A 25,450-nucleotide genomic window follows, 5' to 3' on the forward strand; every position below is an offset into this window, starting at 1 on the left:
GCGGGGTCGGTTGTTAGGCTCATCCCCCACGGCACCGCCAATAAGAACCAGAAGCAATGAAACTGACTTCCCTCCTGTTGCTGCTTTGTGCAACGGCCCCGAATGCCTGGGGCTGGTCGAACCATACGGTCGGCAGCTATCTGGCGTTGCAGGATCTGCCGGCGTTGCGCGATGCACCAGCGGTTGAAGTCGAGCCACTGGAGCAGTTTCTCACCGAGCAATATCCGGCCGTGCTGGCATTGTTGGAACAACAGGAAAGCTTCGCCCGCGCGCACTTCACTCAGTACCCGCCACGACCTGACAACCTGAAATTGCCCGCAGTGCCGAGTGACAATTTACGCCACGACTTTCTCACTGCGCTGCGCATCAATCCCGAGATTCACTTGGCAATGGTCATCCAGCCATTACCCGGCAAAGACCTGCCCGAGCGCGAGCATCTGCAAGCTAACCAGGTCATGGTCGAACAAACCCTGTCACCGTGGAATCGTCAGCGTTTCATCGTGGTCACCGATCATGAAAAAGTCGCAGCCCTGGCCGTGCTCGCCAGCGCCGCCGACGAGCCGGATTACGGCCACGACATCAATCTGTTCAGCGACAACCCTGGCGAGGTCGGCACGCTGTACGGCTTCGGCCCGCAACCGTTCGGCGATGCGCGTTTCCAGTACAGCTCACAGGCGCCGTTCCACATGGGCTTCTTCCATGAAAGCGCGGTGGTGTATGCGGCTGCCGGTTTCCTCGAGCGCAGCTGGCCGGACTGGCGCGCGTATCAGTACATGGGCCTGGCGCGACTGGCATTTGCCAGCGGTCATCCGTATTGGGGGTATCGCTTTCTCGGCTGGGGCCTGCACCACATTCAGGACCTGACCCAGCCGTATCACGCCAAGCCGCTGCCGGGCGTCGACCTCGCCAGTCTTCTGCTGCTGGAAGGCAAGGCGCTGGCCGGTTTCGCCGCCGACAAACAAGCCTCCATCGAGCGCGTCGCCACACGGCACATGGAAGTCGAGAAGTATCAGTCGACCTGGCTTCGCCGCGTGTTGCGTGCCGGTCAGCCGCATCCGATGCTCGCGGCTTACGCCGATGTGGCTCAGGACAAAAGCTACCCGCCGTACTCGGTCGACTACCTGCGCGAAGTGGTCAGCGCCGAAGCCGTCAACGACTCCGCCGCCTTCGACGAAGCCATCGGCCAGTGGCTGGAAACGGCGCCCGTCAGCAGTGATTTCAGCAGCGGCAATCAGCTGCAACGCGAAGACTTCGACCACCCGGCACTCAACCAGCAGTTGTTCAAACTTCTGGGACATTTCGGCGCTCACAGCCGAATTTACGTCAGCACGGGTTTGGCGCCGTAGTGCGCCGCAACGCACACCACAACAATAAAAAACAGGGAAGGAGGAACAGATGATCAACACTCGATTGCGCCTGACGGGCGCCGCGCTCCCCGGTGTCGGCCTGGCAGGGCTGCTGCAGTTGTGCGCAGTCGATGCGGCGCACGCGGTGGAGTTCAGCTTCATGGACAAACAGGTCACTGGCTCCCTCGACACGACCTTGTCTTACGGCCGTTTGTGGCGGGTGCAGGGCCGCGACAAGACTAACGATGACGTCAACACCAACGACGGCAATCGCAACTTCGACACCGGGCTGGTTTCCGAGGTGTACAAGATCACCTCCGAGCTTGAGGCCAACTATCAGAACTACGGCGTGTTCGTGCGCGGCACCGCGTTTTACGACACGCAACTGATGGACAAGCGCAACGACTACTACGACAACAACAGCCCCTCGCAACCGAGCCAGAGCTACCCGCAGGACAACCATTTCACCAGCCAGACCCGCGACATCGCCGGCAGCCGCATCGAGATGCTCGACGCCTATGTGCACGGCAGCTGGGACGTCGCGCAGATGCCGGTAACCGCGCGCGTCGGTCGGCAGGTGTTCAACTGGGGTGAGGGGATTTTCTATCGCGGCGGGATCAACACCACCAACCCGGTGGACGCCGCCAAGTACCGCTTGCCCGGCGCCGAAGTCAAGGAAGTGCTGGTGCCGGTCGAGGCACTGAGTTTCAACATCGGCCTGACCGATTCGCTGACCATGGAGAGTTTCTACCAGACCAACTGGAAGGAAACCCGCATCGATCCGGTCGGCACCTTCTACTCGCAAACCGACTTGTTCGCCGACGGTGGCAACACCGGTTACAACAACTTCAGCGGCACGGCGCTCGACACGCCGGTTCCGGGGTTCGGCAACGTCATCGGTTTGTACAGCGCGCTGGGCAACAACCCGTTGCTCAACTCCGCCCTGCAAACCACAGGCCTGTACGCCAACGGCGTGACACCGGCCTACGGCAACACACTGAAAGTGGCGAGCGTCGGCAAGGACTACAACGCACGCAACGATGGCCAGTTTGGTTTTGCCTTTCGCTATATCGCCGAACAGCTCAACAGCACCGAGTTCGGGTTGTACATGGTCAATTACCACGCCAAGGAACCGACCATCGCGGCGGATCTGGGCGGCTACAAAGGCATCGACATGGACGCGCTGACCAACCTGTTGTCCGGTGTCGCCGGCAGTCAGGCCGGGGCGCTGGCCAATGGGTTGGCGACGGCCGACGTGATGGGCAATATCCAGGCGCATCGGCGCTACGCCGAAGACATCCGCATGTACGGCTTCAGCTTCAACACCACACTGGGCGAGGCTTCGGTGTTTGGTGAGATTGCTTATCGGCCGAATCTGCCGATCGGCGTTGCGGCGACCAACGATTTGATTGGCGACCTGGCCAACGGCGCGGCGGCTGCAGTGACGGGCAAGTCGATCAACGTCGGCGGGCAGATGGTCACCCTCGACAGCCAGATCAATAACGCCGAACGTGTCGAAGCGTTTAACACCTCGCTCGGCACCATTTACAACTTCGGCCCGACGGCTTCGTTCGACTCGCTGTTCGGCATCTTCGAACTGGCCTCCGAGCACCTGCGCGGCAGCAGTCTGCAATACACCGCTTACGACGGCAGTCGTCGTTACTACGCCGGCACGGGCAACTATTCCTATGTGTCGGGCGGTGATCGCGACGATCAGGTCAACCGCAATTCCTACAGCTACACGGCGATGCTCAACGGCACCTGGAACGACGTATACGCCGGGGTCAACGTCTCGCCGTACATCGTCTACAAGGACGATTTCGAGGGCAACAGCTATCAGGCCGGCAACACCATCGAAGGTCGCAAGGCCTACACGTTGGGGATAAAAGCCAATTACCAGAACAAGCTTGAAGCCGAGTTGCAGTACACCGAGTTCTACGGCGGCGGGCAGAACAACGGCATCCGCGACCGCGACAACGTCGGGTTCAACCTCAAGTATTTCCTTTGATACCCAGACCACAGGCGCCCCCCTTGTAGGAGTGAGCCTGCTCGCGATAGCGGACTTTCAGTCGCTGCAGGTGTTGTCTGACACACCGCTATCGCGAGCAGGCTCACTCCTACAGGGGATCTACGGTGATTTGCAGACCTCACTCCCGTTTCGGAGATCGATCATGTTTCATAATTCAAAATTGACCAAAGCTTCGCTAGGGTTTGTGTTGGGCCTGGCTGCCAGCACCGCTCTAGCCGCCATCACCCCACAACAAGCCGAACAACTGAAAACCACCCTGACCCCCATGGGCGCCGAGCGTGCCGGCAACGCCGCCGGCACCATTCCCGCCTGGACCGGCGGCATCACCCAAGCCCCGGCCGGTTACAAACCCGGCCAGCACCACCCCGATCCCTACGCGGCAGACAAACCGCTGTTCACCATCACCAAAGCCAATCTCGACCAATACAAAGCCCACCTCAGCCCCGGCCAGATCGCCCTGTTCAACAGCTACCCCGACACCTTCCAGATGCCGATCTACCCGTCCCGCCGCTCCGGTTCAGCGCCGCAATGGCTGTACGACAACACCCTGAAAAACGCCACCTCGGCCAAGCTGCTCGAAGGCGGCAGCGGTTTCTCCGATGCTTACGGCGGCGTGCCATTCCCGGTGCCCAAGGATGGCGTTGAAGTGCTGTGGAACCACATCACCCGCTATCGCGGCATCTACGTCGTGCGCCGCGCGTCCGAAGCACCGGTGCAGCGCAACGGCAGCTTCGCGCTGGTGACCTCGCAGCAGGAAGCGCTGTTCAACTACTACCGCCCGAACGGCCAGTTCGCCGACCTGAAGAACATCCTGTTCTATTACCTCGCCTTCGTGAAAAGCCCGGCACGGCTGGCCGGCGGTGCCGCCCTCGTGCACGAAACCCTCGACCAACTCAAAGACGCACGCCAAGCCTGGATCTACGACGCCGGCCAACGCCGCGTGCGCCGCGCACCGAACCTCGCCTACGACACGCCGATCGCATCCTCCGATGGCCTGCGCACTGCCGACGACACCGACCTGTTCAACGGCTCGCCGGATCGCTACGACTGGAAGCTCAAGGGCAAACAGGAAATCTACATCCCCTACAACAACTACAAAGTCGCCAGCCCCGAGGTGAAATACGCGCAACTGCTCACCCCCGGCCACCTCAACCCGCAATACACCCGCTACGAACTGCACCGCGTGTGGGTGGTGGAAGGCAACCTGAAACCGGGCTCGCGGCACATCTACTCCAAGCGTGTGCTGTTTCTCGATGAAGACAGCTGGGGCGCCGCGCTGGTTGATCAGTACGATGGGCGAGGGGAGTTGTGGCGCGTATCGATGGCCTACCTGAAAAACTTCTATGACCTGCCGACGACGTGGAGTGCGCTGGATGTTTTCCACGATTTGCAGGCGCGTCGTTACTACGTGCAGAACCTTGATAACGAAGAGGCGGAGACGGTGGATTTCGCGCAGCCGGTGCCGGAGGATGCGTATTTTATGCCGTCGGCGTTGCGGCAGCGTGGCACGCGGTAAGTGATTGCGCTGGCTGTTCTTGGGCGGATGGATGTTAGTCTCGATCAATGATTTTTAGTTGATAGCAGGAGTCATCATGGCCAGCATCACAATTCGAAATATTGATGGTCCGCTCATGGATCAGTTACGGATTAACGCGGCCCAGAACGGAAATTCCATCGAGGAGGAAGCTCGCATGATTCTGGGGCGAGCATTGATTAGAAGGGATAGCGCTGGAGGCTTGGGTAGCCGGATTCGCCAGCGCTTTTCCTCGGTCGGAGGGATCGACCTTGCTTTGCCTTCACGGCAGGAAAAAGCCAGGGTTATGGATTTTCCAGATTGCTGATGCTCGAAATGCGCACGCGCTGAAGAATACCTTCAAGGAGCTGCCGAAGGCTGCGATCTTTTGATCTGGCTTCTGATTTGTTCAAAAGCGAAGATCAAAAGATCGCAGCCTACGGCAGCTCCTACATTAGGCGGAGTTTTTTTCGGGACATCGGGGTGATGGGGCGGACGCAATCGCGAGCAGGCTCACTCCTACGGGTAACGCGTCGATCACAGATTATGTGGGCGACGCCAATCCCCCTGTAGGAGTGAGCCTGCTCGCGATTCGGTTGTAGCTTCAGCGCGGAATCCAGATCAAACGCGGAAGTGGCTGACCATCTGCTGCAACTGACCACCCAGGCGCGCCAGTTCAACACTCGACGCCGCCGTCTCATCACTCGCCGCTGCGGTCTGTTCGGACACGTCGCGCACGTTGATGATGCTGCGGCTGATCTCTTCAGCCACGGCGCTCTGCTGTTCGGCAGCAGCAGCGATCTGCTGGTTCATCGACTGGATGTTCGACACCGTGCGGGTGATGTTTTCCAGCGATGCGCCAGCCTTGCGCGTCAGCGCTACGCTGCTGTCGGTCAGGGCGCGGCTGTTGCTCATCACGGCCGAGACTTGCTGGGTGCCGTTCTGCAGACCGGCGACCAGGCCTTCGATTTCTTCGGTGGATTTCTGCGTACGCTGGGCCAGACCACGAACTTCATCGGCGACCACGGCAAAACCACGACCGGCTTCACCGGCACGCGCGGCTTCGATTGCAGCGTTGAGGGCGAGCAGGTTGGTCTGTTCAGCAACAGCCTTGATCACGTCCATGACGCTGCCGATCTTGTCGCTTTCCTGTTGCAGCACGCTCATGGCTTCGGTGGAACGCACTACTTCGCTGGCCAGACGCTCGATCTGCGCGATGGCTTCGTTGACGACTTTGTCGCCTTCGCGGGCTTCGCCGTCAGCGGCGGCAGCGGCTTGCGAGGCTTCTTCGGCATTGCGTGCGACTTCCTGCACGGTGGCGGTCATCTCGTGCATGGCGGTGGCGACCTGATCGGTCTCGACTTTCTGGCTGTTCACACCGGCGCTGGTCTGCTCGGTCACAGCGGACAGTTCTTCGGCGGCGCTGGCGATCTGGGTGACGCCGTCGCGGATACCGCTGATCAAGTCACGCAGGGTCACGCCCATGCGCGCGATGCCTTGTTGCAGCACGCCAAGCTCGTCACGGCGGGTGACGGTGACGTTCTGGGTCAGGTCGCCGCTGGCGATGCGCTCGACCACGGCCAGGGTTTCTTGCAGCGGACGGGTGATCTGACGGGTGATGATCACCGCAGCAATCACGCCAACCAACAGCGCCAGCAGGGTGCTGATCAACTGGAAGGTACGCGCCTGGGCGCTTTCGACATCGCGGCGGTCGAGTTGAATCTGGTACAGCTGCTCGCTGGTGGTGACGATGGCGGCGCCCTGATCAGTCATTTCCTTACGGGCCTGCACTGCGTCGGTGTTGGCGTTTTTGTACGCCATCAATGCGCTGCGATAGTTGACCAGTGCGGTTTCCAGCTGACGCAGGGCGTCTTGCTGCGAGTCAGCAAAATGCACGTTCAGTTGCTTGAGGCTGGCAATGGCGGCGTCAATCTGGCGGACGGCTTTCTGCTCGGTTTCGGCGTTGCTGGTGGCGGTGTAGCCGCGCACTTCGTAGCGCGCGAGGATGAACGCTTCCTTGGCGGCGGTGATCGCCTGGAACTGTTCGAAACGCTGCTCGCTCATGTCCATCTGCTGCACGCGTTTGCTGATCGATTCGATCTGGTTGTACGCGGTCTCGGCACTCACGCTCATGCTGTCGCGCGCGCTGTTGCCGGTGCGGTAAGCGTTGCGCATTTTGTTCAGCGAGGTCTGGTATTCAGCGATGGTCGCTGCCTGCTCTTTGAGCAGTTTGACGTTTTCCGGGCTCTTGAAGCTGTTGATCAGCTTCTGTTGTTGCGCGGCGAAGCTTTCGAGGGTGGTTTGCACATTCTGTGCGGCGGTTTCATCGCCATTGGTCAGCATGTATTGCAGGCGCACCACGCGCAGTTTGGTCAAACCGGCATTGAGCTGGGTGATGTCGCTCATCCAGTTGCTGCGGTCGATCAGGCCACCGAGGCTGGTCCAGCCCGTCAGGGCCAGCACGCAGGTCAGGGCCAGCACGAGGCCGAAGCCCAGGCCCAGTTTCATGTTCACGCTGATGTTGCCGAACCAGCTATTCATCAAAAATCCTCCAGAAACGTTGGGTTTCTTGTCGTCGGTTAGGCTGGAAGATTGTTGTTTTTTTGAGCCAGCAAGGGTGTTAGCAGGACTGTATCGGCCGCATTTCCCAGAGCTGAAAGGATTTTGTCCTACGGAATTTGTAACGCCGGATCCCAAGACTTTTTTCACATGGGTTTCACTGGTTGCCCACGCGCGCCTCTGTACCTTCGCCGCATCGAATGAACCCGAGATGCACAGTGGCGAGGCGTTTTTTGTGGAATTGAGACTGAGTCTGTTCGGCGTCAAACGCTCGATCGATCTGAGCTTTTTAGCGCGTTTTCGCAACACTTGGGTGGTGTTGGTGGCATCAGTGTTGGTGATCCCGCTGACTCTGTGGTTGCTGGCGCCGGCGGCGGTGCCGGACCTGGCCCACGGCAATGTCGCCGGTGCGCAAGCGTTGGCGACAGGTTGGGCCAAGGGCGAGATGATCGTGCTGGTGCGTCATGTCGAGCGTTGCGATCACTCCAAAGCCGCGTGCCTGAGTGGCAATGACGGCATCACCGATCGCTCGCGCAGTGTCGCGGTGGCGGTTGGTGCCCGGTTCGAACAACTGGGCCTGAACAACGCCGACATCTATAACAGTCCGTCGATGCGCACGGTGCAGACGGCCGGCTACATGTTCAATCATGCCGCCAGCGGCGACGACTGGTTGATCAACTGCCGGGGGCGCATGTTGCAGGATGCGCTGGCCCACAAGATCCCGGGGCGCAACCTGATTCTGGTGACCCACAGCGAGTGCATGGCGCAAATCGAGAAAGACCTCAAAGTTTCGGCCTCGGACATGGGTTACGGCTCGTCATTGTTTGTTTCCGCTGCCAGCCCGGCGGCTCCCAAGATGCTCGGCTTTATTGAAGCCTCCGACTGGCGCACGGTGAATACCCGATGAGATCCCGCTTCTACGCTTACAACTTTGGTATTCCGCTCGCTTGTGCGGCGCTGGTGTTCCTGATGTTCGACATGACCAAAATCGACATCGCCTTCAGCAACCTGCTGTTCGATCCGATGACCCAGACCTTCCCGCTCGACAAAATCCACTTCTTTGAAAAGCTCACGCACAAATGGGCGCGGATCATTCCCAACTGGACGGCGGAAATCGCCCTGATCGGCGCGCTGCTATCGGTGGTCTGGCCGTTGGTCAATCCGTACAAACGTCCGCGACTCGGCGCAATGCTGGAGCGCAGCAAAGTCGCGCCAGTGCTGCGATTTGCCGCTGATCACCGTAGGGATTTTCTGTTTGTGGTGGTCGCATTTGCCGTTTGCACCGGGGTGATTCACTTCCTCAAGTCCCACACCAGCGTTTACTGCCCGATCGAGACCACGCTGTACGGCGGGAAAATGGCTCACGTTGAGTGGTACAGCAATTTTCAACTGTTCCATGAAGCTGGTAGTGGCCGGTGCTGGCCGGGTGGCCATGCGTCGGGCGGCTTTACCATGCTGGCGCTGTATTTCGTGGCGCGACGTTATCAATGGCGTTTTTCCAGTGCCATCTTGTGGGGCTCACTGTTGCTGGGATTGGTTTATGGCACTACTCGCGTCCTGCAAGGCTGGCACTACATGTCCCACACGTTCTGGGCCGGAATCTTCGTCTGGCTGGCGTGTTTGCTGACGGCGCTGGCTTTCTACGGGCGGGCACGGCTGGATGTGCCGGTGCTGAGCAAGCGTGAGCAGAAAGCTTTCAGTGCTGAGGTCTCTATCTGAGTCCGTTCGAATCAAATGAAAAACCCGCCAATCATCGGCGGGTTTTTTTATGGGGCTGCGCAGGTCCCTCAATACCCGACGAAGTAATACGCCTGTCGTCCGACCATCATGGTCTTGAGTACTTGCAGTGGCGGCGTGGGTTCGCTGTCGCCGGCCATCACCGCGACATGCGAGGGTGATGCCGCGAGGAAATCTCGCAACTGCACTTCGGTATCCAGACCTTTGAGTACTTGCTGGGTATAGAAGACCGTGGCGCCACCGACCCGCTCATTGGCCTGAAACAGTGCGACTTGATGCCCGGCGGTTTGCAGCGTTTGAATCTCTGCGCTCAACGGCAGGAACGAAAGCTTTTTGTCGGCATGAGGCAACGCCCACTGCGCGGCGGCGAGGTAACTGCCGATCACCAGCGTGAGCACACCGACTGCCAGTGTCTGACGCTGCCTGGCGATTCGGCCTACGAATCCATTACCGGATTCATACTGCTTCAAGCGCTCGAACAGCACGCCCGCATACTCCGCTGCGATCACCGCCGCGGCGGGTGTCATCGACATCAGGTACACCGTGCGTTTACTCGACGCCAACGTCAGCATGATGAACTGCGCCACGATCCACAGGCTGAAAAACAGTAGGTAACGATTGGCCTTCAGGTGTTTGCGGAAATGCCAGAGCCCCAGGTACACCAGAATATTCCACGGCAGAAAGGCTTCCGGCAGTTTGGCGAGGTAGTAGTAGAACGGTTCGTAGTGCCCGGCCTCGACGAACGAACCGCTGAAGCGTCCGACGCTGTTGGTCAGCAGCACTTCTTTGACGGCTTGTGCGCCGCCGTGCTGGAAGAGGATGACGAGCCAGATCAGCAGCGGAATCAAACCGAGCAGGGTCAGGAAACCCGGTCGCAGCCAGTCAGCGATTTTCAGTCGTTTGTCTATCAGGTTGTCGGCCAGCAGATAGGCAAAAATCACCACTCCCGGCATCGCCAGCCCCAGCACACCTTTGCTCAACGTGGCGATGGCGATCCCGACGACAAACAGCAGCGAGTTGCCCAGAGTCGAGGCCCGCTGCGCCTGATAAAAGGCCAGCAGCGCCGTGGTCACGCCGAGTGCGAGCAGCGCATCCTCGCCGACGCCGCGCACATTGCTCCAATAACTGGCCATGGTCGCGAGCAGAATGCCTGCGGCCCAGGCAATCATTTTCGGCCGCTCGAAACGCCGCAACATGCCGTACAGCAGCATCACACTGAGCAAACCGGCAACGGCCGACGCCAGCCGCACGGCCCACGGTGAAACGCCGAACACGCGCATCGCGCCAGCATCCAGCCATAGGCTCAACGGTGGTTTTTCCAGAAACGGTTCGCCGAACAAGCGAGGCGTCACCCAGTCGTCGTCCAAGTGCATCTCCATGGCGATACCGGCGACGCGGGCCTCAGTGGAGCCTTGCAATTGGTGGCCACCCAGCGCGAAGAAAAACAGCAGGGCGGCAAGCAGAAACAGCGAAGTGGCGGCACGCGACATGGGGTTCAGGCAACCGGAAGGGGCGGGAGGCCTGAGCATACGTCGGCAATCCTGAACAAATTGTGAAGCTAGGCCATTTGTCGCGACCAACGCTTCTCCGGCGTTTCGAACAGCGGATTGACCCGCGCCGTCAGCACATGATCCTGCCAGCGCCCGGCAATGTTCAGATACGCCTTGGCGTAACCCTCACGTTCGAAGCCCAGGCGCTCAAGCAAGCGCGCACTGCGCTCGTTGCCGGGAATGTAGTTGGCCATGATCCGGTGCAGGTTCTGGGTATCGAACATGTAAGCGATGCCAGCCTCCAGCGCTTCCTGCATCAAACCTCGACCCTGTTGGGCCTCGTCGATGTGATAACCCAGATAGCACGCCTGAAAGGCCCCACGAATGATGCCGCTGAAGTTGCAGGCGCCGATCATCTGCTGGCCGTCCGGGGTCAGCAGCGCGAAATGCATGGCCAGCCCGGCCTCGAATGCGCTGGCCTGTATTTCAAGGCGTCGGCGAATTTGCTCGGTGGAAAAATATTCAGTGGTGCGGATGGGCGACCATGGCGCCAGGTGGCGCAGGTTGCGTCGGTAGAACTCGCTTTCCAGCTCGGCCTGCTCCGGTGCAAGTATCGCGAGCGTCAGGCGTTGGCAGGGCAGGGTCAACAGCGGCATCGGGCGCTCCGGCTTGTGGGATCTGCTCGCAGAGTCGCGCAATCACTGGGGTTACGGCAAGTTGTGACGAAGAAGGGGTTTTGTTTCAGGCAAAAAAAAGCCCGCAGGAGCGCGGGCGAACCGTAGTTTCTTGAATGAGCGAGCGGACTGTACAAGGGTTGGCCGCGCAGCTGCAGTGAAGAAAAATTCATCTCGATGGGCGGCTCCAATGCAGTCCGATGCGCAACCGAACGCCGGGGTTTCGCCCGTCAATGGCGGGTTTCAGGCCCGGTAGTGTTCAGCGGTTTCTGCGGATCAAGATTGTCCCGTGCCCGACAAATCAGGATCTCGGCCAGTGCGCTCAATTGCTTCATGGCCACCGCCACATGACGTTTCGAACCGTCGAACTCATCGGCAAAGGTTGCGCTGATGGCCGCTAGGGAATCGAGGATCTCACTGGCGTGGGTGAGCAGGGTCAGGGTGTCGACATCGTCGCGCACCCTGATGAGCTGATTGAGCGGGATGCTACGGCGCCGCTTGTGCGCTTCGCTGCGTGCGCTGGTATTCGATGGCGGTTGGGTGCTGGACGTTGGCGCATCGGACGGTGCCGGGCCAACCAGCGAAAGGCGGGGGATTTTCTTCATGACGTAGCTCCGTGGAGTGAACATTCACTGCAATTGCGGCTGCCAAACCGTCCGCTGGATGGCAGTGGTCGTGGAGCGTAACGCCCTGAGGAACTGTGCACCAGTTCATCAAAGTCGACGCGTGTTGCGGGAATTTTCCTAGGACGTTCGATGTGGGAAGGAGGGCGTGGCGACAAAACCAATGGCAGTCGCGGTGATCACGGACGCCATTTCAAGGCATATGGTCAGCGGCAAAGTCTGCCTCTGATCGGGCACGCAACTGCCCCTTGCGACAGGCCGTCTGGAAGCGTTCGAAGTCACGTTCGTTTTGCGCGGTGTAATGTTGCGCGTACTTCAACAGCGCATCCGCCAGCGCATCACCTTTGCCGATGTAACCGCTGATCTGCGCAGCGAGGCCGGAGGCCTTGGCATGTGCCCGGGCGAGGGCGCGGCCGCAAACGCGACCATAAGCGGCAAAGGTTTCAGCGTCGAAGTTTTCCAGTTCGGCGGAGATCTTCATGTCGCGTAATTGCCGCACGTAGAATTGCCGACCGCTGGGGCCGGTCGTCCAGCCCAGAAACAGGTCGCTGGCCGCCTGCATCAGGCGCTGCCCCTCGACCACGCGCTGCCCTTCATGACGTACCCGCGCTTTGCTTTTGACGTAGTCGGCGAGCACCGAACGCCGGGCTTCCTTGAATTGCAGGAACAGCGGGAACTCCTGATCGTCGGTCAGCAGCGCCACCAGACAACGCGTGCCGACACTGCCGACGCCCACCACTTTGAACGCCAGATCCTGCACGTGAAACCGCGACAACAACTCGCGGCGGTCGGGTTGCAACGTGCTGCGATACTCGCGCATGAAGGTGTCGAAGAGCGGCCGCCAGTCCGCGAGCCGCAGCCAGTCATCCTCGGCATCCAGCAGCGTGGTGTTTTTGTGCAGGTGAAAAATTTCCGGCAGGTCATCGCGAATGATCAGACGCCCGTGGGCATCGCGCTCGCTGATTTTCGGCAGCAGCTCGGCGTGTGTGCGCCGTTCGGCCTTCTCGATGGCGCGCTCCACATGTTCAAGGGTACTTTTGCGTGCCTGCGCCAGCAGGTCGTTGTAGCTGATCGACTCGTACCAGTTTTCCAGCGTGCTCTGCTCGGCGCATTCCAGCAGCGTGGTCTGATAGGCGCCGACCATTTCACGGCACACCTGTTCCTCGACCGATTCGCCGTGGCGCAAGTCACGGGCGGCCACCACGCAACTTGCCGCCAGACGCTTCAGATCCCACTCCCACGGCCCGGGATGTGCTTCGTCGAAATCGTTGACGCTGAACAGCAGATTGCGCTCAGGCGTGGCGAAACCGCCGAAATTCATCAGATGGCTGTCACCACAGATGGGCAAGTTCAGGCCCATGTTCGCCGTGCCCGACAGATCGTGCGCCTGCAACAAGGCATTGCCGCGAAAGAACGTGAACGGCGACACCAGCATGCGCCCGTAACGCAGTTCGACCAGCGACGCGACGCGGCCCTGGCTGGAGGCCTTGATCAACGGAATCGGGTCACGGTTCATCTTGCCGGTGGCCGCCTGAGTGCTGCGTGAGCACTGCTTGCGGGCGTCCTTGCCTTGTTGCATACGGTCTTTGAGTGAGGTCATTGGGCTCGGTCCGGCGGAAGGGGCGCTGTGAGTGTAGAAGCGCTTTTGGGGTTTATCCGTTGGCGTGAGCCCGGTGACGTCAACTCAATACTCCGCCACCTTATCTTCGCGCAAAACCCACCCGGCCTCGCCCGCCATCAACGTGTATTGAACCTGGCGCATCTTCCCCGTGCGGCCTGCGCCTGCATCAGCGCTGTCATACACCGGGAAGCGCTGCACCAGCGCGTTTTCCACCACTGCAAACGAATCCTCGCCCTGATAACCCTCGGCGATTTTCGGATTGTCGCTGACCGGCGGCAGGTAGATTTCGCTCAGGGATTTCTTGTTGTTGGCGGAATAGGCGATCAGCTCGCCCGGCATGCCGCGTCCGGGCGAGCGGGTAAACACGTAGAGTTCGGGGGAGCCGTCGTTATTGAGGTCAGCAACCTCGGCACGCACGACCTCACCGGTGAGCGCCCCGCTGATGACCGCGTTATCGATCTCCAGACCTTTGGGGGTGATGCGCAGCGTCGGTTTGCCATCGACCTGTTCGGTGCTGACGTGAAAGGCAATGCCCTGCCATTCCAGCGTCTGCTCGAATGACTGTTTCCCGCTGGTGGCGTCGCCATTGACCCGTCGCAGAGACAGCTCGTAGTTGGCCACTTCGTTGCGCCGTGCGGCATTGCGCATGAGATAGACCTGAACCGTGTACTCGCTATCGGCCGGCAATGTTCCGAGGAAATGATTGCCCATGATCGAACCGTTAAACAGCGCGTAATCCGCGCCCTTGGCGGTGATGTTGAAGTAGGCGGAGGTGTTGGACGGTTTGAAATCGACGGTGAGCAGTTGGCCGGCCTTGGCGTTGAATCTGTACTCCGCCGTCTGCTCGCCCTTGATCGACTGTTTGCGCTGGACACTGTCGGCGCTGGTTGGGAAATCGATCGGTTCGACGCGCACAGCGCCAGTATCTGCTGCGAGGACCGGCAGAGAAATCAGTGCGGCCAACGCGGCGGCAATCCAGGTTTTCATCATCAACTCCATCGCATCTCGATGTACCCAGCATAGAGGCTGCGTCGAGCAGGCACCCAGTGATTACGCGGATTAAATGTTGCTGGATTTGAGCACGTGCTTGAGGTGATGTTTCTGACACGAATCAGCTGTTCACATAATTCTCACTTGAGTTTTGCCATGATCATTACCGGTATTCCATCGGCCCGAGCGAGTGATCCCGTCATGAATGTGAGCGTTCTCTACGCTTTGGTTGCGGCAGCATTGTTTGGCGCCAGCACGCCACTCGCCAAGCTGCTGGGGGTACAGATTTCACCGATTCTATTGGCCGGGTTGCTCTATCTGGGCAGCGGGCTGGGTTTGACCGTCCTGCGTTTTGCCCGCGATCGAGGCTGGCAGCGGTCCGGACTCGGAGCCGGCGAATGGCCGTGGCTGGTCGGAGCCATCGGCTTTGGCGGCGTGCTGGCGCCAGTGGCATTGATGTTCGGTTTGACCAGAACGTCCGGTGCGAGCGCGTCACTGATGCTCAACCTGGAATCAGTGCTCACGGCGCTGCTGGCGTGGGTAGTGTTCAAGGAAAATGCCGATCGGCGAATCGTGATCGGCATGCTCGCCATCGTGGCCGGCGGTGTCGTGTTGTCCTGGCCGCAAGAGACCGTGTCGGCGCAGGACTGGACAGGCCCGCTGGCCGTCGCCTTCGCCTGCTTTTGCTGGGCCATCGACAATAACCTCACGCGGAAAGTCTCTGCCTCGGACGCACTGTTCATCGCCGGCAGCAAAGGCCTGGTCGCCGGTCTGGTCAACTGCGGCCTGGCCTTGCTCATCGGCACGCAAATGCCTGCGGCCACCACGCTGGTGCCCATCCTGCTGGTCGGGTTTCTCGGCTACGGCGTCAGCCTGGTGATGTTCGTCCTCGCCCTGCGCGGGCTGGGCAGTGCACGCACCGGCGCATACTTTTCCACCGCGCCGTTTCTGGGCGCAGCTATATCGATTCTGCTATTGGGCGAGTCGGTATCGCTGATGTTCCTGCTCGCTGCAGCGTTAATGGCCGTGGGGGTATGGATTCACCTGATGGAGAACCATGCTCATGAGCATCAGCACGAATTGCTCGAGCATGATCATCGCCACACCCACGACGAGCATCATCAGCATACGCACGGGTTTGAATGGGATGGAGCGGAGCCGCACAGTCATCCGCATGTGCATACGCCGATGCGGCATCGGCATGCGCATTTTCCGGATGTGCATCATCGGCATGAGCATTGATTGAATGTCTGAAGTCTGGTGATTGATATCATTGTGATATCATTTTTTGTCTTCAGTCTTTCATTCGAGTCATTCCATGAAACCCTTTTTCCTGCTGCCCCTTGTGACCCTGTTTTCTGCTTTCAGCGTTGCCGCTGCACCCTCACCGGTGGCGTCGTTTGCCGCTTGTGACGATCACTCACTGGCTGTTGTGCAATCACCTCTGATCAAGGATCTGGTGCCAAGCACCGTTGAAAATGGCCAGATCAGATTGTCCGGCGGCACCAAGAGCGACATGGGGCAGCGCTGGATGTTTGCCAAACCGGTCGAGATCGATGGCATGTCGTTGACCGGCTTTTACGCCGAAGACATGGATCTGATGGGCACGCGCATCATCAGTTGGGGCTTCTACGCCAAACAGACGCCGAACGAACTCCACACTCAATTGGAAAAAGCGGGCGGCCCACGCCTGGACATGTCGCAGGGACTCTACGCTCGCGCGGAAATCTGGTCCCATGGCAAATCCAGCTGGCAGCCGGAAGATCCTGCTGCCACTGCCGGTAAGCTGGTGGTCGACAGTGCTGAGCGGGTGTTCTTGATTGAACCGGCTCCGGAAGAGCTGAGTGCTGGGAGTAAGGGGATGTTTACTTGCTCGATTCAGGGCAAGGTCAATGAGGCGATGCTCAAGTCCAGTCGGCCGGATTTGCTTGGCGTTGCTCATTGATTGTTTATGAGTGCAGGTATGGAAAAGGACGACATTAGGTCGTCCTTTTTTTGGGGTGGGTAAAGCATTGCCGGGGTATCGAGCCTGATCGAGTGCAGGCTGCGGTCTTTAGTGCGCAGCGTGGTAGATGCCCAGATGCAACAAAGCCCGCACTTGGCGGGCTTTGTCGTTGAGAGTTGGTGGAGCCGGGGGGATTTGAACCCCCGTCCGCCAGTACTCCGCTGTCGGTACTACATGCGTAGCCGTTTCTATTAAGTTAACCCTCAGCGACCCGAAGGGCAGGGTGCTTTGGGCGAGTTGTGTAAGTTTTAGCCGCTTCGTCCACAACGTACTGCACGGCGATTCTGTTCTATATGACAATCATTTTGGGTTTACAGACATCCCCTGATGATTGCTGGACCCGAAGGTACCAGGAGCATTGTCAGCTGCAATTAAGCAGCGAGAGCAACACCGTATTGGTCGTCATTGGCAACTATAAGTAGTTGCAACAGTGGATTTACGACTTCTGTTACCAAGTCGGCATGCACCTAAAGTTTCGCAACCGGCGTCGAATCCTAAACGGCCCCGAACTCATTGCTCAGTACATCTGTTTGAGCAACAAGCGTGTGCAGTGTACGCCAATCGGCCTGCAAGGCCAACCCGAAGGTTGGCCGGGCTTGAATCAATTGTTGGTGCCGGAAGCTTTTTGGAGTTCCAGTTTGGTTTTGGAGGTTTCTGCAACGCAGTCGTCGGTTCTGCCAGCCTGTTTGAGCGCTTGGGCTTTACTCAAGCTGGTTTCAGCAAGCTGGGCCTTTTCTGGCGAAGCTGAGAGTCCGGCCTTGAGATTGGTGATCTCTTGGATATTGGCATCACACAGGTCAGCAGGCTTGTCAGCGGCGAACGAAGCGGACGCCATCATCGATGCAGTAACGAACAGACCTAACAGTACAGAACGTTTCATGTGTATCTCCTTGAACCGAGTGGGTCCAGACTTCGCTGGCCGTCAGGACGGGCAACCGTATGGAAGAAAAACCCCGATCAGCCGGGGTTATTCTGTGGACTACAGTCGAACTCAAGGGTTCTATTTTTCTTCAGCAGGCCTTCGCCCGGGTCACGCGATCCACCAGATAGACCAGCCCGTGGTATTCAATTCCGCCATGTTGCGTCAGACCGATCTCACAGGTCCGACTGGTGGAAATCCCTTCGCTGCAATGCTGCACGGCATCCTTGAGCGTGCGCAGCGAATGGCTGTTCAGCTCCGGCGTGGTAAAGCCCTTGTCGCCGGCAAACCCGCAGCAGTGAATGCCTTCCGGGATCACCACGTTGTTGCTGCACTTGCGCGCCAGATCGATCAACGCCTGGCTTTCGCCCAGATGCTGCGTGCTGCAGGTCACGTGCACGGCAATCGGTGCATCTTGCGGGGAGAACTCGAGTCGATCGAGAAGGTGCGTACGGATGAAGCGCACCGGGTCGTACAGATCCAGACGGATTTCTCCTACGTCCTGAACCAGGCGCAACGTGCACGGACTGGTGTCACAGTAGATCGGATCGAGTCCGCCGCGACTCGCATGCAGCAGTGCGCTGATCAACTCTTGGCGTTTGTGTTCGGCCTGTTCGGCGTAGCCTTTTGAGGCGAAGGGCTGGCCGCAGCAGAGGTTGTCCTGATTGTCCGGGAAGACCACTTGGTAGCCGGCCTTCTCCAGCAAGCCACGGGTTTTGTCGTAGAGCGACATTTGCTCTTTGTCACCCGCCGCCGGGCCCATCACTCGCGACACACACGCGGCCAGATAGACAACGCGCGGGCGCTCGTCCGACACGCTGGGGCTGAAGCGAATGGCTTTCTCCGGTTGCGGCATCGCATTCGTCCACAACGGCACCTGGCCTTTGGACAGGCGCGTAATGGTTGCCGAAAGTTTCGCCAGACGCGGTGCGCCGAGCATCATTCGTGCGCCGTTGGCCACATGCAGGGTGAAGCGCGCGCCTTGCAGGGTCTTGGCGAAATTTCCTTCGATCCAGTCAGCGGTTTTCTGATGCGTTGCGTGTCGGGCTCGGAGTTTTTTCACCAGCTCACCGGTATTGATGCCTACAGGGCAACGTTGCGCGCACAGACCGGTCGCGGCGCAGGTGTCGATGCCTTGGTACTCGTAGGCTTTTTCCAGTTCGCTGGTGTCGACACCTGCACGTTTTTTCGCCTGAATATCGCGCCAGATGACGATGCGCTGGCGCGGGCTCAGGGTCAGTCCTTTCGACGGGCAGACCGGTTCGCAGAAGCCGCACTCTATGCACTTATCGACAATCTCGTCGGCTGCTGGCAGCGGCTTCAGATGTTTGAGGTGGATCTGCGGATCTTCGCTGAGCACCACGTCGGGATTGAGAATGCCGTTAGGGTCGAGCAGACGTTTGAGCTGCCACATCAACTGATAGGCGTCGCTGCCCCATTCCAGTTCCACGAACGGCGCCATGTTGCGCCCGGTGCCGTGTTCGGCTTTCAGCGAACCGCCAAACTCCACCGCGACCAGTTGCGCGACGTCGTCCATGAACGCTTGATAGCGTGCGACTTCTTCCGGGTTGTTGAAGCCTTGGGTGAAGACGAAGTGCAGATTGCCTTCCAGTGCGTGTCCGAAAAGGATCGCTTCATCGTAGGCATGTTTGTCGAACAGCTCGATGAGGCGATTGACGCCGATCGCCAGTTGTTCGACCGGGAAGGTCACGTCTTCGATGATCACCGTGGTGCCGGTTTTGCGCACTGCGCCGACGGCGGGGAAGGTGTCCTTGCGGATCGCCCAGAGCTTGGCGTTCTCGGCAGGGTCTTCGGTAAAGTCGACCTGCTTCTCCACTGGGAAGCCGCTGAGCGACGCCATGATCTGCGCCAGTTGTTCCTGCAGCAAAGTGGAAGATGCGGCGCGGGATTCGATCAGCAGCGCGCAGGCATTGTTCGACAGCTGTTGTACGAAAGCGGGCATGCCCGGTTTGTCTTGCACCGAGCGCAGGCTGCGCCGATCCAGCAGTTCTACGGCGGACACCGGTTGGCTTTTCAGTACGGTGACCGCGTTGCAGCAGGTTTCCACATCCGGAAACACGATCAGCGCCGAGGCCTTGTTCGGGTGATCGATCACCGTGTCGTAGGTCACCGCGCTGATAAAACCGAGGGTGCCTTCGGAGCCGACCAGCAGGTGGCTCAAGATATCCACGGGCTCATCGAAATCCACCAGGGCGTTGAGTGACAGGCCGGTGGTATTTTTCAGACGGTATTTGTGGCGGATTCGCGCAGCCAGTTCGGCGTTGGCGCGGGTCTCGCGACCTAAAGTTGCCAAGCGCTCAAGCAGATCGCCGTGGCTTACGCGGAATGCCGCGACACTGGCCGCGTCTTCGGTATCCAGACGCGTGCCATCGGCCAGCACCAGCCGAATCCCGGCCAGCGTGTGGTAGGTGTTTTGCGCGGTGCCGCAGCACATGCCGCTGGCATTGTTAGCGACGATGCCGCCAATCTTGCAGGCGTTGATCGACGCCGGATCCGGGCCGATCTTGCGCCCGAACGGTGCCAGCCATGCGTTGGCCTGTGCGCCGATCACCCCGGGTTGCAGACGGATTTGCGTGCCTTGGCCGCGAATCTCGCGGGCGTTCCAGTTATCCCCAAGCACGATCAAAACAGAATCGCTGATCGCCTGACCGGAGAGGCTGGTGCCCGCCGCACGGAAGGTCACTGGAACATGGTCGCGCTGAGCCAGTTTTAGCAGCGCCACCACTTCATCTTCGGACTCGACGCGGATTACCAGCTTCGGGATCAGTCGATAAAAACTGGCATCCGTACCAAAGGCCAGAGTCGATAACGGGTCATCAAAACGGCGCTCGGCTGGAATCAGTTGTTGCGCATCACGCAGGAAATTTACCGGAAGCGTCATTGGTCCTCCAGGATCAGCACCACGAGGTCTTTCGGGCCGTGGGCGCCGTAAGCCAGCACTTGCTCGATGTCCGCTGTTTTCGACGGGCCGGACACCAGCAACGCATTGGTCGGCATGCCCTGGGCCCACACGAATTCCTCTTGCACCTGATAGAAGTTGTCACGGATTTCGCTGGCCTTGAGCAGGGCGAAATGCACCGGCGGTACCAGGCTCATCAACCGCGGTTCTTCGCGGGTTGGCCAGAGGATCAGGCTGCCGGTGGCGGCGATGGCACCGAGGGTGCCGGTGAGGCTGGCCGGGGTGTCGTTGAACAGTTCGGCTTTCCACTCTTCCATTGGTCGGTCGTAGGATTTCAGTGTCGGTAGATCAGGATTGTTCGCCCAATGCTGTTTGATTTTCTGCCCGTGCGCTGTCGTCGGCGCGATCAACAAACTCGGCAACTGGCGGTCGCGCAACAATTGTGCGAGCAACGCCGGCCATTCTTCGCCCGAGGTCAGGTGGATTTCGGTGTGCACCGCTTCCATCAATTTGCGCAGTTGCGGGATGCGTTGTTCGGCGCTGTAGGTGTAAGGCTGCGTCACTAGTTCGACATCGAAGTTGTCGGCAATCGGTGTGGCGCCAGTCAGACTTTTCCGCAGCTTGCCGAGGATATTTTGCTTGGCGCTCATCAGCGGTCTCCCTGTTTGGCCAGATGCTCGCGGGCCATGTCGTGCAGTGAGCGGGCAGCGAGTTTCGGCGCGCTGTGGTTTTGTGTCCACGGGCCGACGTTATTCGGCGTCAATGCACGCAGGCGCGTGGCGAAGAAGCCGAACAATCGATACAAGGTCGGCGAGCTGTTGAGCCTGGCCCAGGCGTTCCAGATGAAACGTTCCTTGCGCGAGTATTTGCTGCCCTGACCGCGCATCACTTGATTCGGGCTGTCCGGGGCTTTGACGTTCTCTTCGCGCAGGCGCCGCAGGATTGCCGGGATCGGAATTTTTACCGGGCACACTTCACCGCAGGCACCGCACAGCGACGAAGCGCTCGGGTGATCGGGGACTTTGGCCAGACCGACCATGTGCGGGGTGATGATTTTGCCGATCGGTCCCGGGTACACCTCGCCATAGGTGTGGCCACCGACGCGGGTGTAGACCGGGCAATGGTTCATGCAGGCGCCGCAGCGGATGCAGTTCAAGGTCTGACGCAGTTCACTGTCGGCGAAGGCCTGACTGCGACCGTTGTCGAGCAACACCAGATGCACTTCCTGCGGGCCGTCGAGCTCGTGCTCCTTGCGCGGGCCGGAGATCATGTTGACGTAAGTGGTGATCGGAATGCCCAGCGCCGAACGCGTCAGCAGTGACAGCAACGGCACCACGTCGCGTAGGTTTTCCACGACTTTTTCGATGCCGGTGACGGCGATGTGCACCGGCGGCACGGTGGTGGTCATGCGCCCGTTGCCTTCGTTTTCCACCAGCAGCAGGGTGCCGGTTTCGGCGACGGCGAAGTTGACACCGGAGACGCCGATGTCCGCTTCGAAGAATTTCTGCCGCAGGACTCTGCGACCGATCTGAATGAGTTGGTCAACGTCCTTGGTGTATTCCACGCCAAGTTTGTCGTGGAACAAGGACGCGACCTGACCGGCATTCTTGTGGATCGCCGGCATAATGATGTGTGAAGGCTTCTCGTGGTCGAGCTGGACGATGTATTCCCCCATATCGGACTCCAGACATTCAATGTCCCGAGCCTCGAGGAAATGGTTCATCTCCATCTCTTCGCTGACCATCGATTTGCCCTTGATCACTTGCCGCGCCTCGTGAGCACGGATGATCGATAAGACGATGCCATTGGCCTCGTCCACCGTTTCCGCCCAGTGCACTGTCACACCGTTGCGGGTCAGGTTCTGTTCCAGTTGCTCGAGCAGGTCGGGCAGCTTGGACAGCGCGCGGGCCTTGATCGAATTGCCCAGTGCGCGCAAATGTTCTCTTTCGTGGGCATCACTGAAAGCGGCTGCCCGCTTGACCATCAGTGAGTCCATGGCAGTGCGGAAGTTGTTCCGTAGCTGCTGATCGCCCAAGGCATTGTGTGCCCGGGTGCGGAAATCTTCTTCTACGGCGACCGTAGGAATAATCGCGGAAGTGCTCATTGCGCACCCCCGGTTCGTTGCCACAAGAAGCTCGCGAGATGTTGCCCGCGCAGCGCTTCTTTTTGTTTCTCCAATGCGCCGTTGATGTTCATCAAACAGCCACAATCGGCGCTCAACACCTTGTGCGCGCCTGAATCCTTCAACGCTTGGGTCTTGTCAGCCACCATCGCGCCGGAAATGTCTGGCATACGGACGCTGAATGTCCCACCGAAGCCACAGCATTCGCTTTCGTGGTCATGGTTGACCCGTTCCACGTTGCTCAACTGCGCCAACAACTCGCGGCCGTGCAGGTGGGTGTTCATTTCGCGCCGTGCCGAACACGAAGTGTGCAGCGCGACTTTGACCGGTGCGCCGCTGTCCTTGAGCTGCACCTTGCAGACGAACAGCAGAAACTCGGCCAGTTCATAGGTGCGGGCCGCGAGGGCCTGAACCTGTTTCAACGTCTCCGGCTCGTCCTTGAACAAGTCGGCGTAATGCTCACGCAGCATGCCGGCGCAGGAACCCGACGGCACCACTACCGGATAATCCCCGGCAAACAGCGCCAGTTGCGAGCGCGCTACCGTCCGCGCCTGCTCGGTGTAACCCGAGGTGTAGGCCGGTTGGCCGCAGCAACTCTGCCCTTGCGGATACTCGACCCGGATCCCTTCGCGCTCCAGCAAGTGGATCGCGTCCATCCCGGCTTCGGGGTAGAACAGGTCGACCACACACGTGCCGAACAGGTAGACCCGCGACGGTTTCTCGCTGGGGTATTGCCGAGGTTCGGGCAGTGGCGGTGCCACGCGGGTCGCGTTTGGCACAGCGTTGTAAAAAAGCTCGCTCATCAGGCGTGTCTCCGGGTGGGCCCGGTTATCCGTCTGTGGCGGCTGCTGAATATAAAGAGCGTTGCTTTCAGCAGCCTTACAGACCGGGTTGTGAATTGCTGACGCCGAAATCACGGATCGGCGTCGGTTATTTCTGTTTCGCGTGTAGGTTTAGTGGACCAGCATGCCGGTGAACCAGTAGGCCTGAGCCAGGGTGATCAAACCGACAATCGTTGCAAAGAATAGGCTGTGCTTGAGGGTGAAGCGGAACAGATCCGACTCCTTGCCCACCAGACCGGTCGCGGCGCAGGCCACGGCGATCGATTGTGGCGAGATCATCTTGCCGGTCACGCCGCCACTGGTGTTCGCCGCCACGAGCAAGGTGTCGTTGACGCCGATCTGGTGCGCAGTGGTTGCTTGCAACGAACTGAACAGGGCGTTGGATGAAGTATCCGAACCGGTGAGGAATACGCCCAGCCAGCCGAGGAACGGTGAGAAGAACGGGAACGCGGCGCCCGTACCGGCCAGCACCAGCGCCATGGTCGAAGACATGCCGGAGTAGTTGGTGACGAAAGCGAACGCCAGCACCATGCCGATCGACAGGATGGGCCAGCGCAGTTCGTAGAAGGTCTCTTTCAAAGTGGTCAGACCAGTTTTGAAGTTTATCTTCAAGACCAGCATCGAGATCAGCGCGGAGAAGAAAATCGCCGTGCCGGTCGCGGAAATCGGGTCGAGTTTGAACACTGCTGGAATGGCGGTAGGGGTGGCCACGATCGGTGCGGTTTTGATCACCAGTTGATCAAGGTGCGGAATCGCGAAGTTGAACACCCAGCTGTACATCGAACCGCCAGCGGCGAACATCGCTTTGAAAGGCTTCAGCGTCCAGATGGTCACCAGTACGGTGAGGATCAGGAACGGCGACCAGGCTTTGAAAATTTCCCCGAGGCTGTAAGGCGACGCCACGGTGGTGCGCTTCTGGCCGAAACCGCCGACGCTGGCGGTGATCGCTGCGCTCGACGTGGCGCCGGCGATTTGCGCGCCTGCGGTGCGTTTTGGCTGCCAGATTTTCAGGAACAGGGTCAGCGATATCAGGCTGGCCAGCGCCGAGGTGATGTCCGGCAATTCTGGCCCAATGAAGTTCGAGGTGAAATATTGGGTGATGGCGAAGCTCAGGCCTGCAACCAGCGCAGCCGGCCAGGTTTCACGTACGCCGCGCAGGCCGTCCATCATGAACACCAGCCAGAACGGCACGAACAGCGACAGCAACGGCAGTTGGCGACCGGTCATGGCGCCGATCTTGAACGCGTCGATACCGGTGACTTGGCCGGCGACGATGATCGGGATCCCCAGTGCACCGAACGCTACCGGTGCGGTGTTGGCGATCAGGCACAAGCCAGCGGCGTACAGGGGGTTGAAGCCCAGCCCGACCAGCAACGCGGCAGTAATTGCCACTGGCGCGCCGAAACCGGCGGCACCTTCCAGGAACGCACCGAAGCAGAAACCGATCAGCAGTACTTGCAGGCGCTGGTCGTCAGTAATCGATAACACCGAGCTGCGAATGACCTCGAACTGACCACTTTTGACCGTCAGTTTGTAGAGGAACACCGCCGCGACAATGATCCAGGCAATCGGCCACAGACCGTAGGCGAAGCCATACCCGGCAGCGGCGAAGGCCATGTCGACCGGCATGTGGAACGCGAAGATCGCCACGGCAATCGACAGAGCGAGGGTGATGCTCCCGGCCACATGGCCTTTGAGGCGGAACACCGCCAATGCGAGGAAAAAGAACACGATGGGGATGACGGCCGCGAGTGCGGACACGCCGAGACTGCCGAGCGGGCTGTAGAGCTGTTGCCAGGTTTGCATATGGGGTGGCCCCTAATTGTTGTTGGTCAGGCACTGTCAGCGTTCTTGGATAATTGGTAATACCAATTTACAATCGCTGTTGGCTAGGGTAAAAGCCTTGGTGTCGGTGTGTCAATTTGTCGCCCTGAAACTTTTGTCGAACAAGCGGTGCAGATCGCATCTGATCTGGTTTGCGCAAGTGGTGTCTGGTAGGTGTCGGCAAGGCGCCGATAGGCCAGAATAGAGAGCCCGGCGAGCGGTCGGGATCGTGGAGA

Annotated in this window: 20 protein-coding genes, 1 other RNA gene and 1 pseudogene; 8 read left to right on the forward strand and 14 right to left on the reverse strand. The window is 59.5% G+C overall.

What is annotated here, in order from left to right; genetic code table 11:
* The first annotated feature begins 56 nt into the window (after positions 1 to 56).
* The 4 genes from AC0ZWN_RS16275 to AC0ZWN_RS16290 all read left to right on the forward strand — a co-directional run bounded on the left by AC0ZWN_RS16275 (position 57) and on the right by AC0ZWN_RS16290 (position 5,216).
* Positions 57 to 1,346 (forward strand): phospholipase, encoded by a 1,290-nt coding sequence (locus AC0ZWN_RS16275; protein WP_476335746.1) that lies wholly within the window; start codon positions 57 to 59, stop codon positions 1,344 to 1,346.
* Between the two features lie 49 nt (positions 1,347 to 1,395).
* Positions 1,396 to 3,354 (forward strand): DUF1302 domain-containing protein, encoded by a 1,959-nt coding sequence (locus AC0ZWN_RS16280; RefSeq protein WP_476335747.1) that lies wholly within the window; start codon positions 1,396 to 1,398, stop codon positions 3,352 to 3,354.
* A gap of 163 nt (positions 3,355 to 3,517) precedes the next feature.
* Positions 3,518 to 4,891: a DUF1329 domain-containing protein gene (locus tag AC0ZWN_RS16285; protein WP_476335748.1), complete on the forward strand. Its 1,374-nt coding sequence runs from the start codon at positions 3,518 to 3,520 to the stop codon at positions 4,889 to 4,891.
* A 76-nt stretch (positions 4,892 to 4,967) separates the two neighbouring features.
* Complete coding sequence (locus tag AC0ZWN_RS16290) at positions 4,968 to 5,216, forward strand: FitA-like ribbon-helix-helix domain-containing protein (RefSeq protein WP_093435583.1); 249 nt, start codon at positions 4,968 to 4,970, stop codon at positions 5,214 to 5,216.
* Positions 5,217 to 5,509: 293 nt separating this feature from the next.
* On the opposite strand, the gene AC0ZWN_RS16295 is transcribed toward AC0ZWN_RS16290, so the two are convergent.
* Together AC0ZWN_RS16295 and AC0ZWN_RS16300 are read right to left on the reverse strand one after the other, a co-directional pair.
* A complete protein-coding gene (locus AC0ZWN_RS16295; protein ID WP_371748303.1) occupies positions 5,510 to 6,373 on the reverse strand; it encodes a methyl-accepting chemotaxis protein in 864 nt (287 codons plus the stop codon).
* A pseudogene (locus AC0ZWN_RS16300) lies at positions 6,368 to 7,429 on the reverse strand (methyl-accepting chemotaxis protein); the annotation flags it as partial. The gene AC0ZWN_RS16295 and the pseudogene AC0ZWN_RS16300, both read right to left, overlap by 6 nt.
* A 253-nt stretch (positions 7,430 to 7,682) precedes the next feature.
* Here AC0ZWN_RS16300 and pmrG point away from each other — a divergent pair.
* Positions 7,683 to 8,354 (forward strand): lipopolysaccharide core heptose(II)-phosphate phosphatase PmrG, encoded by a 672-nt coding sequence (pmrG, locus tag AC0ZWN_RS16305; protein ID WP_414926698.1) that lies wholly within the window; start codon positions 7,683 to 7,685, stop codon positions 8,352 to 8,354.
* On the forward strand, positions 8,351 to 9,166 hold the full coding sequence (locus tag AC0ZWN_RS16310) for a phosphatase PAP2 family protein (protein ID WP_476335749.1): 816 nt from the start codon (positions 8,351 to 8,353) through the stop codon (positions 9,164 to 9,166). Before pmrG ends, AC0ZWN_RS16310 begins: the two co-directional genes overlap by 4 nt.
* Positions 9,167 to 9,234: 68 nt before the next feature.
* On the opposite strand, the gene AC0ZWN_RS16315 is transcribed toward AC0ZWN_RS16310, so the two are convergent.
* From AC0ZWN_RS16315 to AC0ZWN_RS16335, 5 genes are all read right to left on the reverse strand, one after another.
* Entirely contained in the window at positions 9,235 to 10,713 is a 1,479-nt protein-coding gene (locus tag AC0ZWN_RS16315; RefSeq protein ID WP_476335751.1) for an ArnT family glycosyltransferase, read from the reverse strand.
* Between the two features lie 29 nt (positions 10,714 to 10,742).
* Positions 10,743 to 11,330 (reverse strand): ribosomal protein S5-alanine N-acetyltransferase, encoded by a 588-nt coding sequence (gene rimJ / locus AC0ZWN_RS16320; protein WP_476335752.1) that lies wholly within the window; start codon positions 11,328 to 11,330, stop codon positions 10,743 to 10,745.
* A gap of 248 nt (positions 11,331 to 11,578) precedes the next feature.
* Positions 11,579 to 11,953, reverse strand: coding sequence for a DUF6124 family protein (locus tag AC0ZWN_RS16325; protein ID WP_095049694.1), 375 nt, complete (start codon positions 11,951 to 11,953; stop codon positions 11,579 to 11,581).
* 211 nt (positions 11,954 to 12,164) lie between these two features.
* Complete coding sequence (locus AC0ZWN_RS16330; protein WP_476335754.1) at positions 12,165 to 13,571, reverse strand: DUF2252 domain-containing protein; 1,407 nt, start codon at positions 13,569 to 13,571, stop codon at positions 12,165 to 12,167.
* An 84-nt stretch (positions 13,572 to 13,655) separates the two neighbouring features.
* A complete protein-coding gene (locus AC0ZWN_RS16335; RefSeq protein ID WP_476335756.1) occupies positions 13,656 to 14,579 on the reverse strand; it encodes a hypothetical protein in 924 nt (307 codons plus the stop codon).
* 204 nt (positions 14,580 to 14,783) lie between these two features.
* Between AC0ZWN_RS16335 and AC0ZWN_RS16340 the strand changes: the two genes are divergently transcribed.
* Positions 14,784 to 15,824, forward strand: coding sequence for a DMT family transporter (locus AC0ZWN_RS16340; RefSeq protein WP_476335757.1), 1,041 nt, complete (start codon positions 14,784 to 14,786; stop codon positions 15,822 to 15,824).
* Positions 15,825 to 15,900: 76 nt separating this feature from the next.
* Positions 15,901 to 16,527, forward strand: a complete 627-nt coding sequence (locus tag AC0ZWN_RS16345) for a hypothetical protein (protein ID WP_258709227.1) — start codon at positions 15,901 to 15,903, stop codon at positions 16,525 to 16,527.
* A gap of 177 nt (positions 16,528 to 16,704) precedes the next feature.
* Here AC0ZWN_RS16345 and ssrA read toward each other — a convergent pair.
* From ssrA to AC0ZWN_RS16380, 7 genes are all read right to left on the reverse strand, one after another.
* Positions 16,705 to 17,093, reverse strand: a transfer-messenger RNA (tmRNA) gene (gene ssrA, locus AC0ZWN_RS16350).
* 95 nt (positions 17,094 to 17,188) lie between these two features.
* The gene (locus AC0ZWN_RS16355) at positions 17,189 to 17,467 is read right to left on the reverse strand and encodes a hypothetical protein (protein WP_476335759.1); all 279 of its coding nucleotides are present in this window, start codon (positions 17,465 to 17,467) and stop codon (positions 17,189 to 17,191) included.
* A gap of 130 nt (positions 17,468 to 17,597) precedes the next feature.
* A complete protein-coding gene (locus tag AC0ZWN_RS16360; protein ID WP_476335760.1) occupies positions 17,598 to 20,408 on the reverse strand; it encodes an FAD-binding and (Fe-S)-binding domain-containing protein in 2,811 nt (936 codons plus the stop codon).
* Complete coding sequence (locus AC0ZWN_RS16365) at positions 20,405 to 21,076, reverse strand: LutC/YkgG family protein (protein ID WP_460097871.1); 672 nt, start codon at positions 21,074 to 21,076, stop codon at positions 20,405 to 20,407. Before AC0ZWN_RS16365 ends, AC0ZWN_RS16360 begins: the two co-directional genes overlap by 4 nt.
* Positions 21,076 to 22,530, reverse strand: a complete 1,455-nt coding sequence (locus tag AC0ZWN_RS16370) for a LutB/LldF family L-lactate oxidation iron-sulfur protein (RefSeq protein ID WP_476335761.1) — start codon at positions 22,528 to 22,530, stop codon at positions 21,076 to 21,078. The genes AC0ZWN_RS16365 and AC0ZWN_RS16370 overlap by 1 nt, the downstream gene beginning before the upstream one ends.
* On the reverse strand, positions 22,527 to 23,351 hold the full coding sequence (locus AC0ZWN_RS16375; protein ID WP_186623055.1) for a (Fe-S)-binding protein: 825 nt from the start codon (positions 23,349 to 23,351) through the stop codon (positions 22,527 to 22,529). Before AC0ZWN_RS16375 ends, AC0ZWN_RS16370 begins: the two co-directional genes overlap by 4 nt.
* 150 nt (positions 23,352 to 23,501) lie before the next feature.
* Positions 23,502 to 25,196: a lactate permease LctP family transporter gene (locus AC0ZWN_RS16380; RefSeq protein ID WP_320413892.1), complete on the reverse strand. Its 1,695-nt coding sequence runs from the start codon at positions 25,194 to 25,196 to the stop codon at positions 23,502 to 23,504.
* Positions 25,197 to 25,450 lie beyond the last annotated feature (254 nt).

This window comes from Pseudomonas sp. 3B-A001-10F (genome assembly GCF_056313565.1).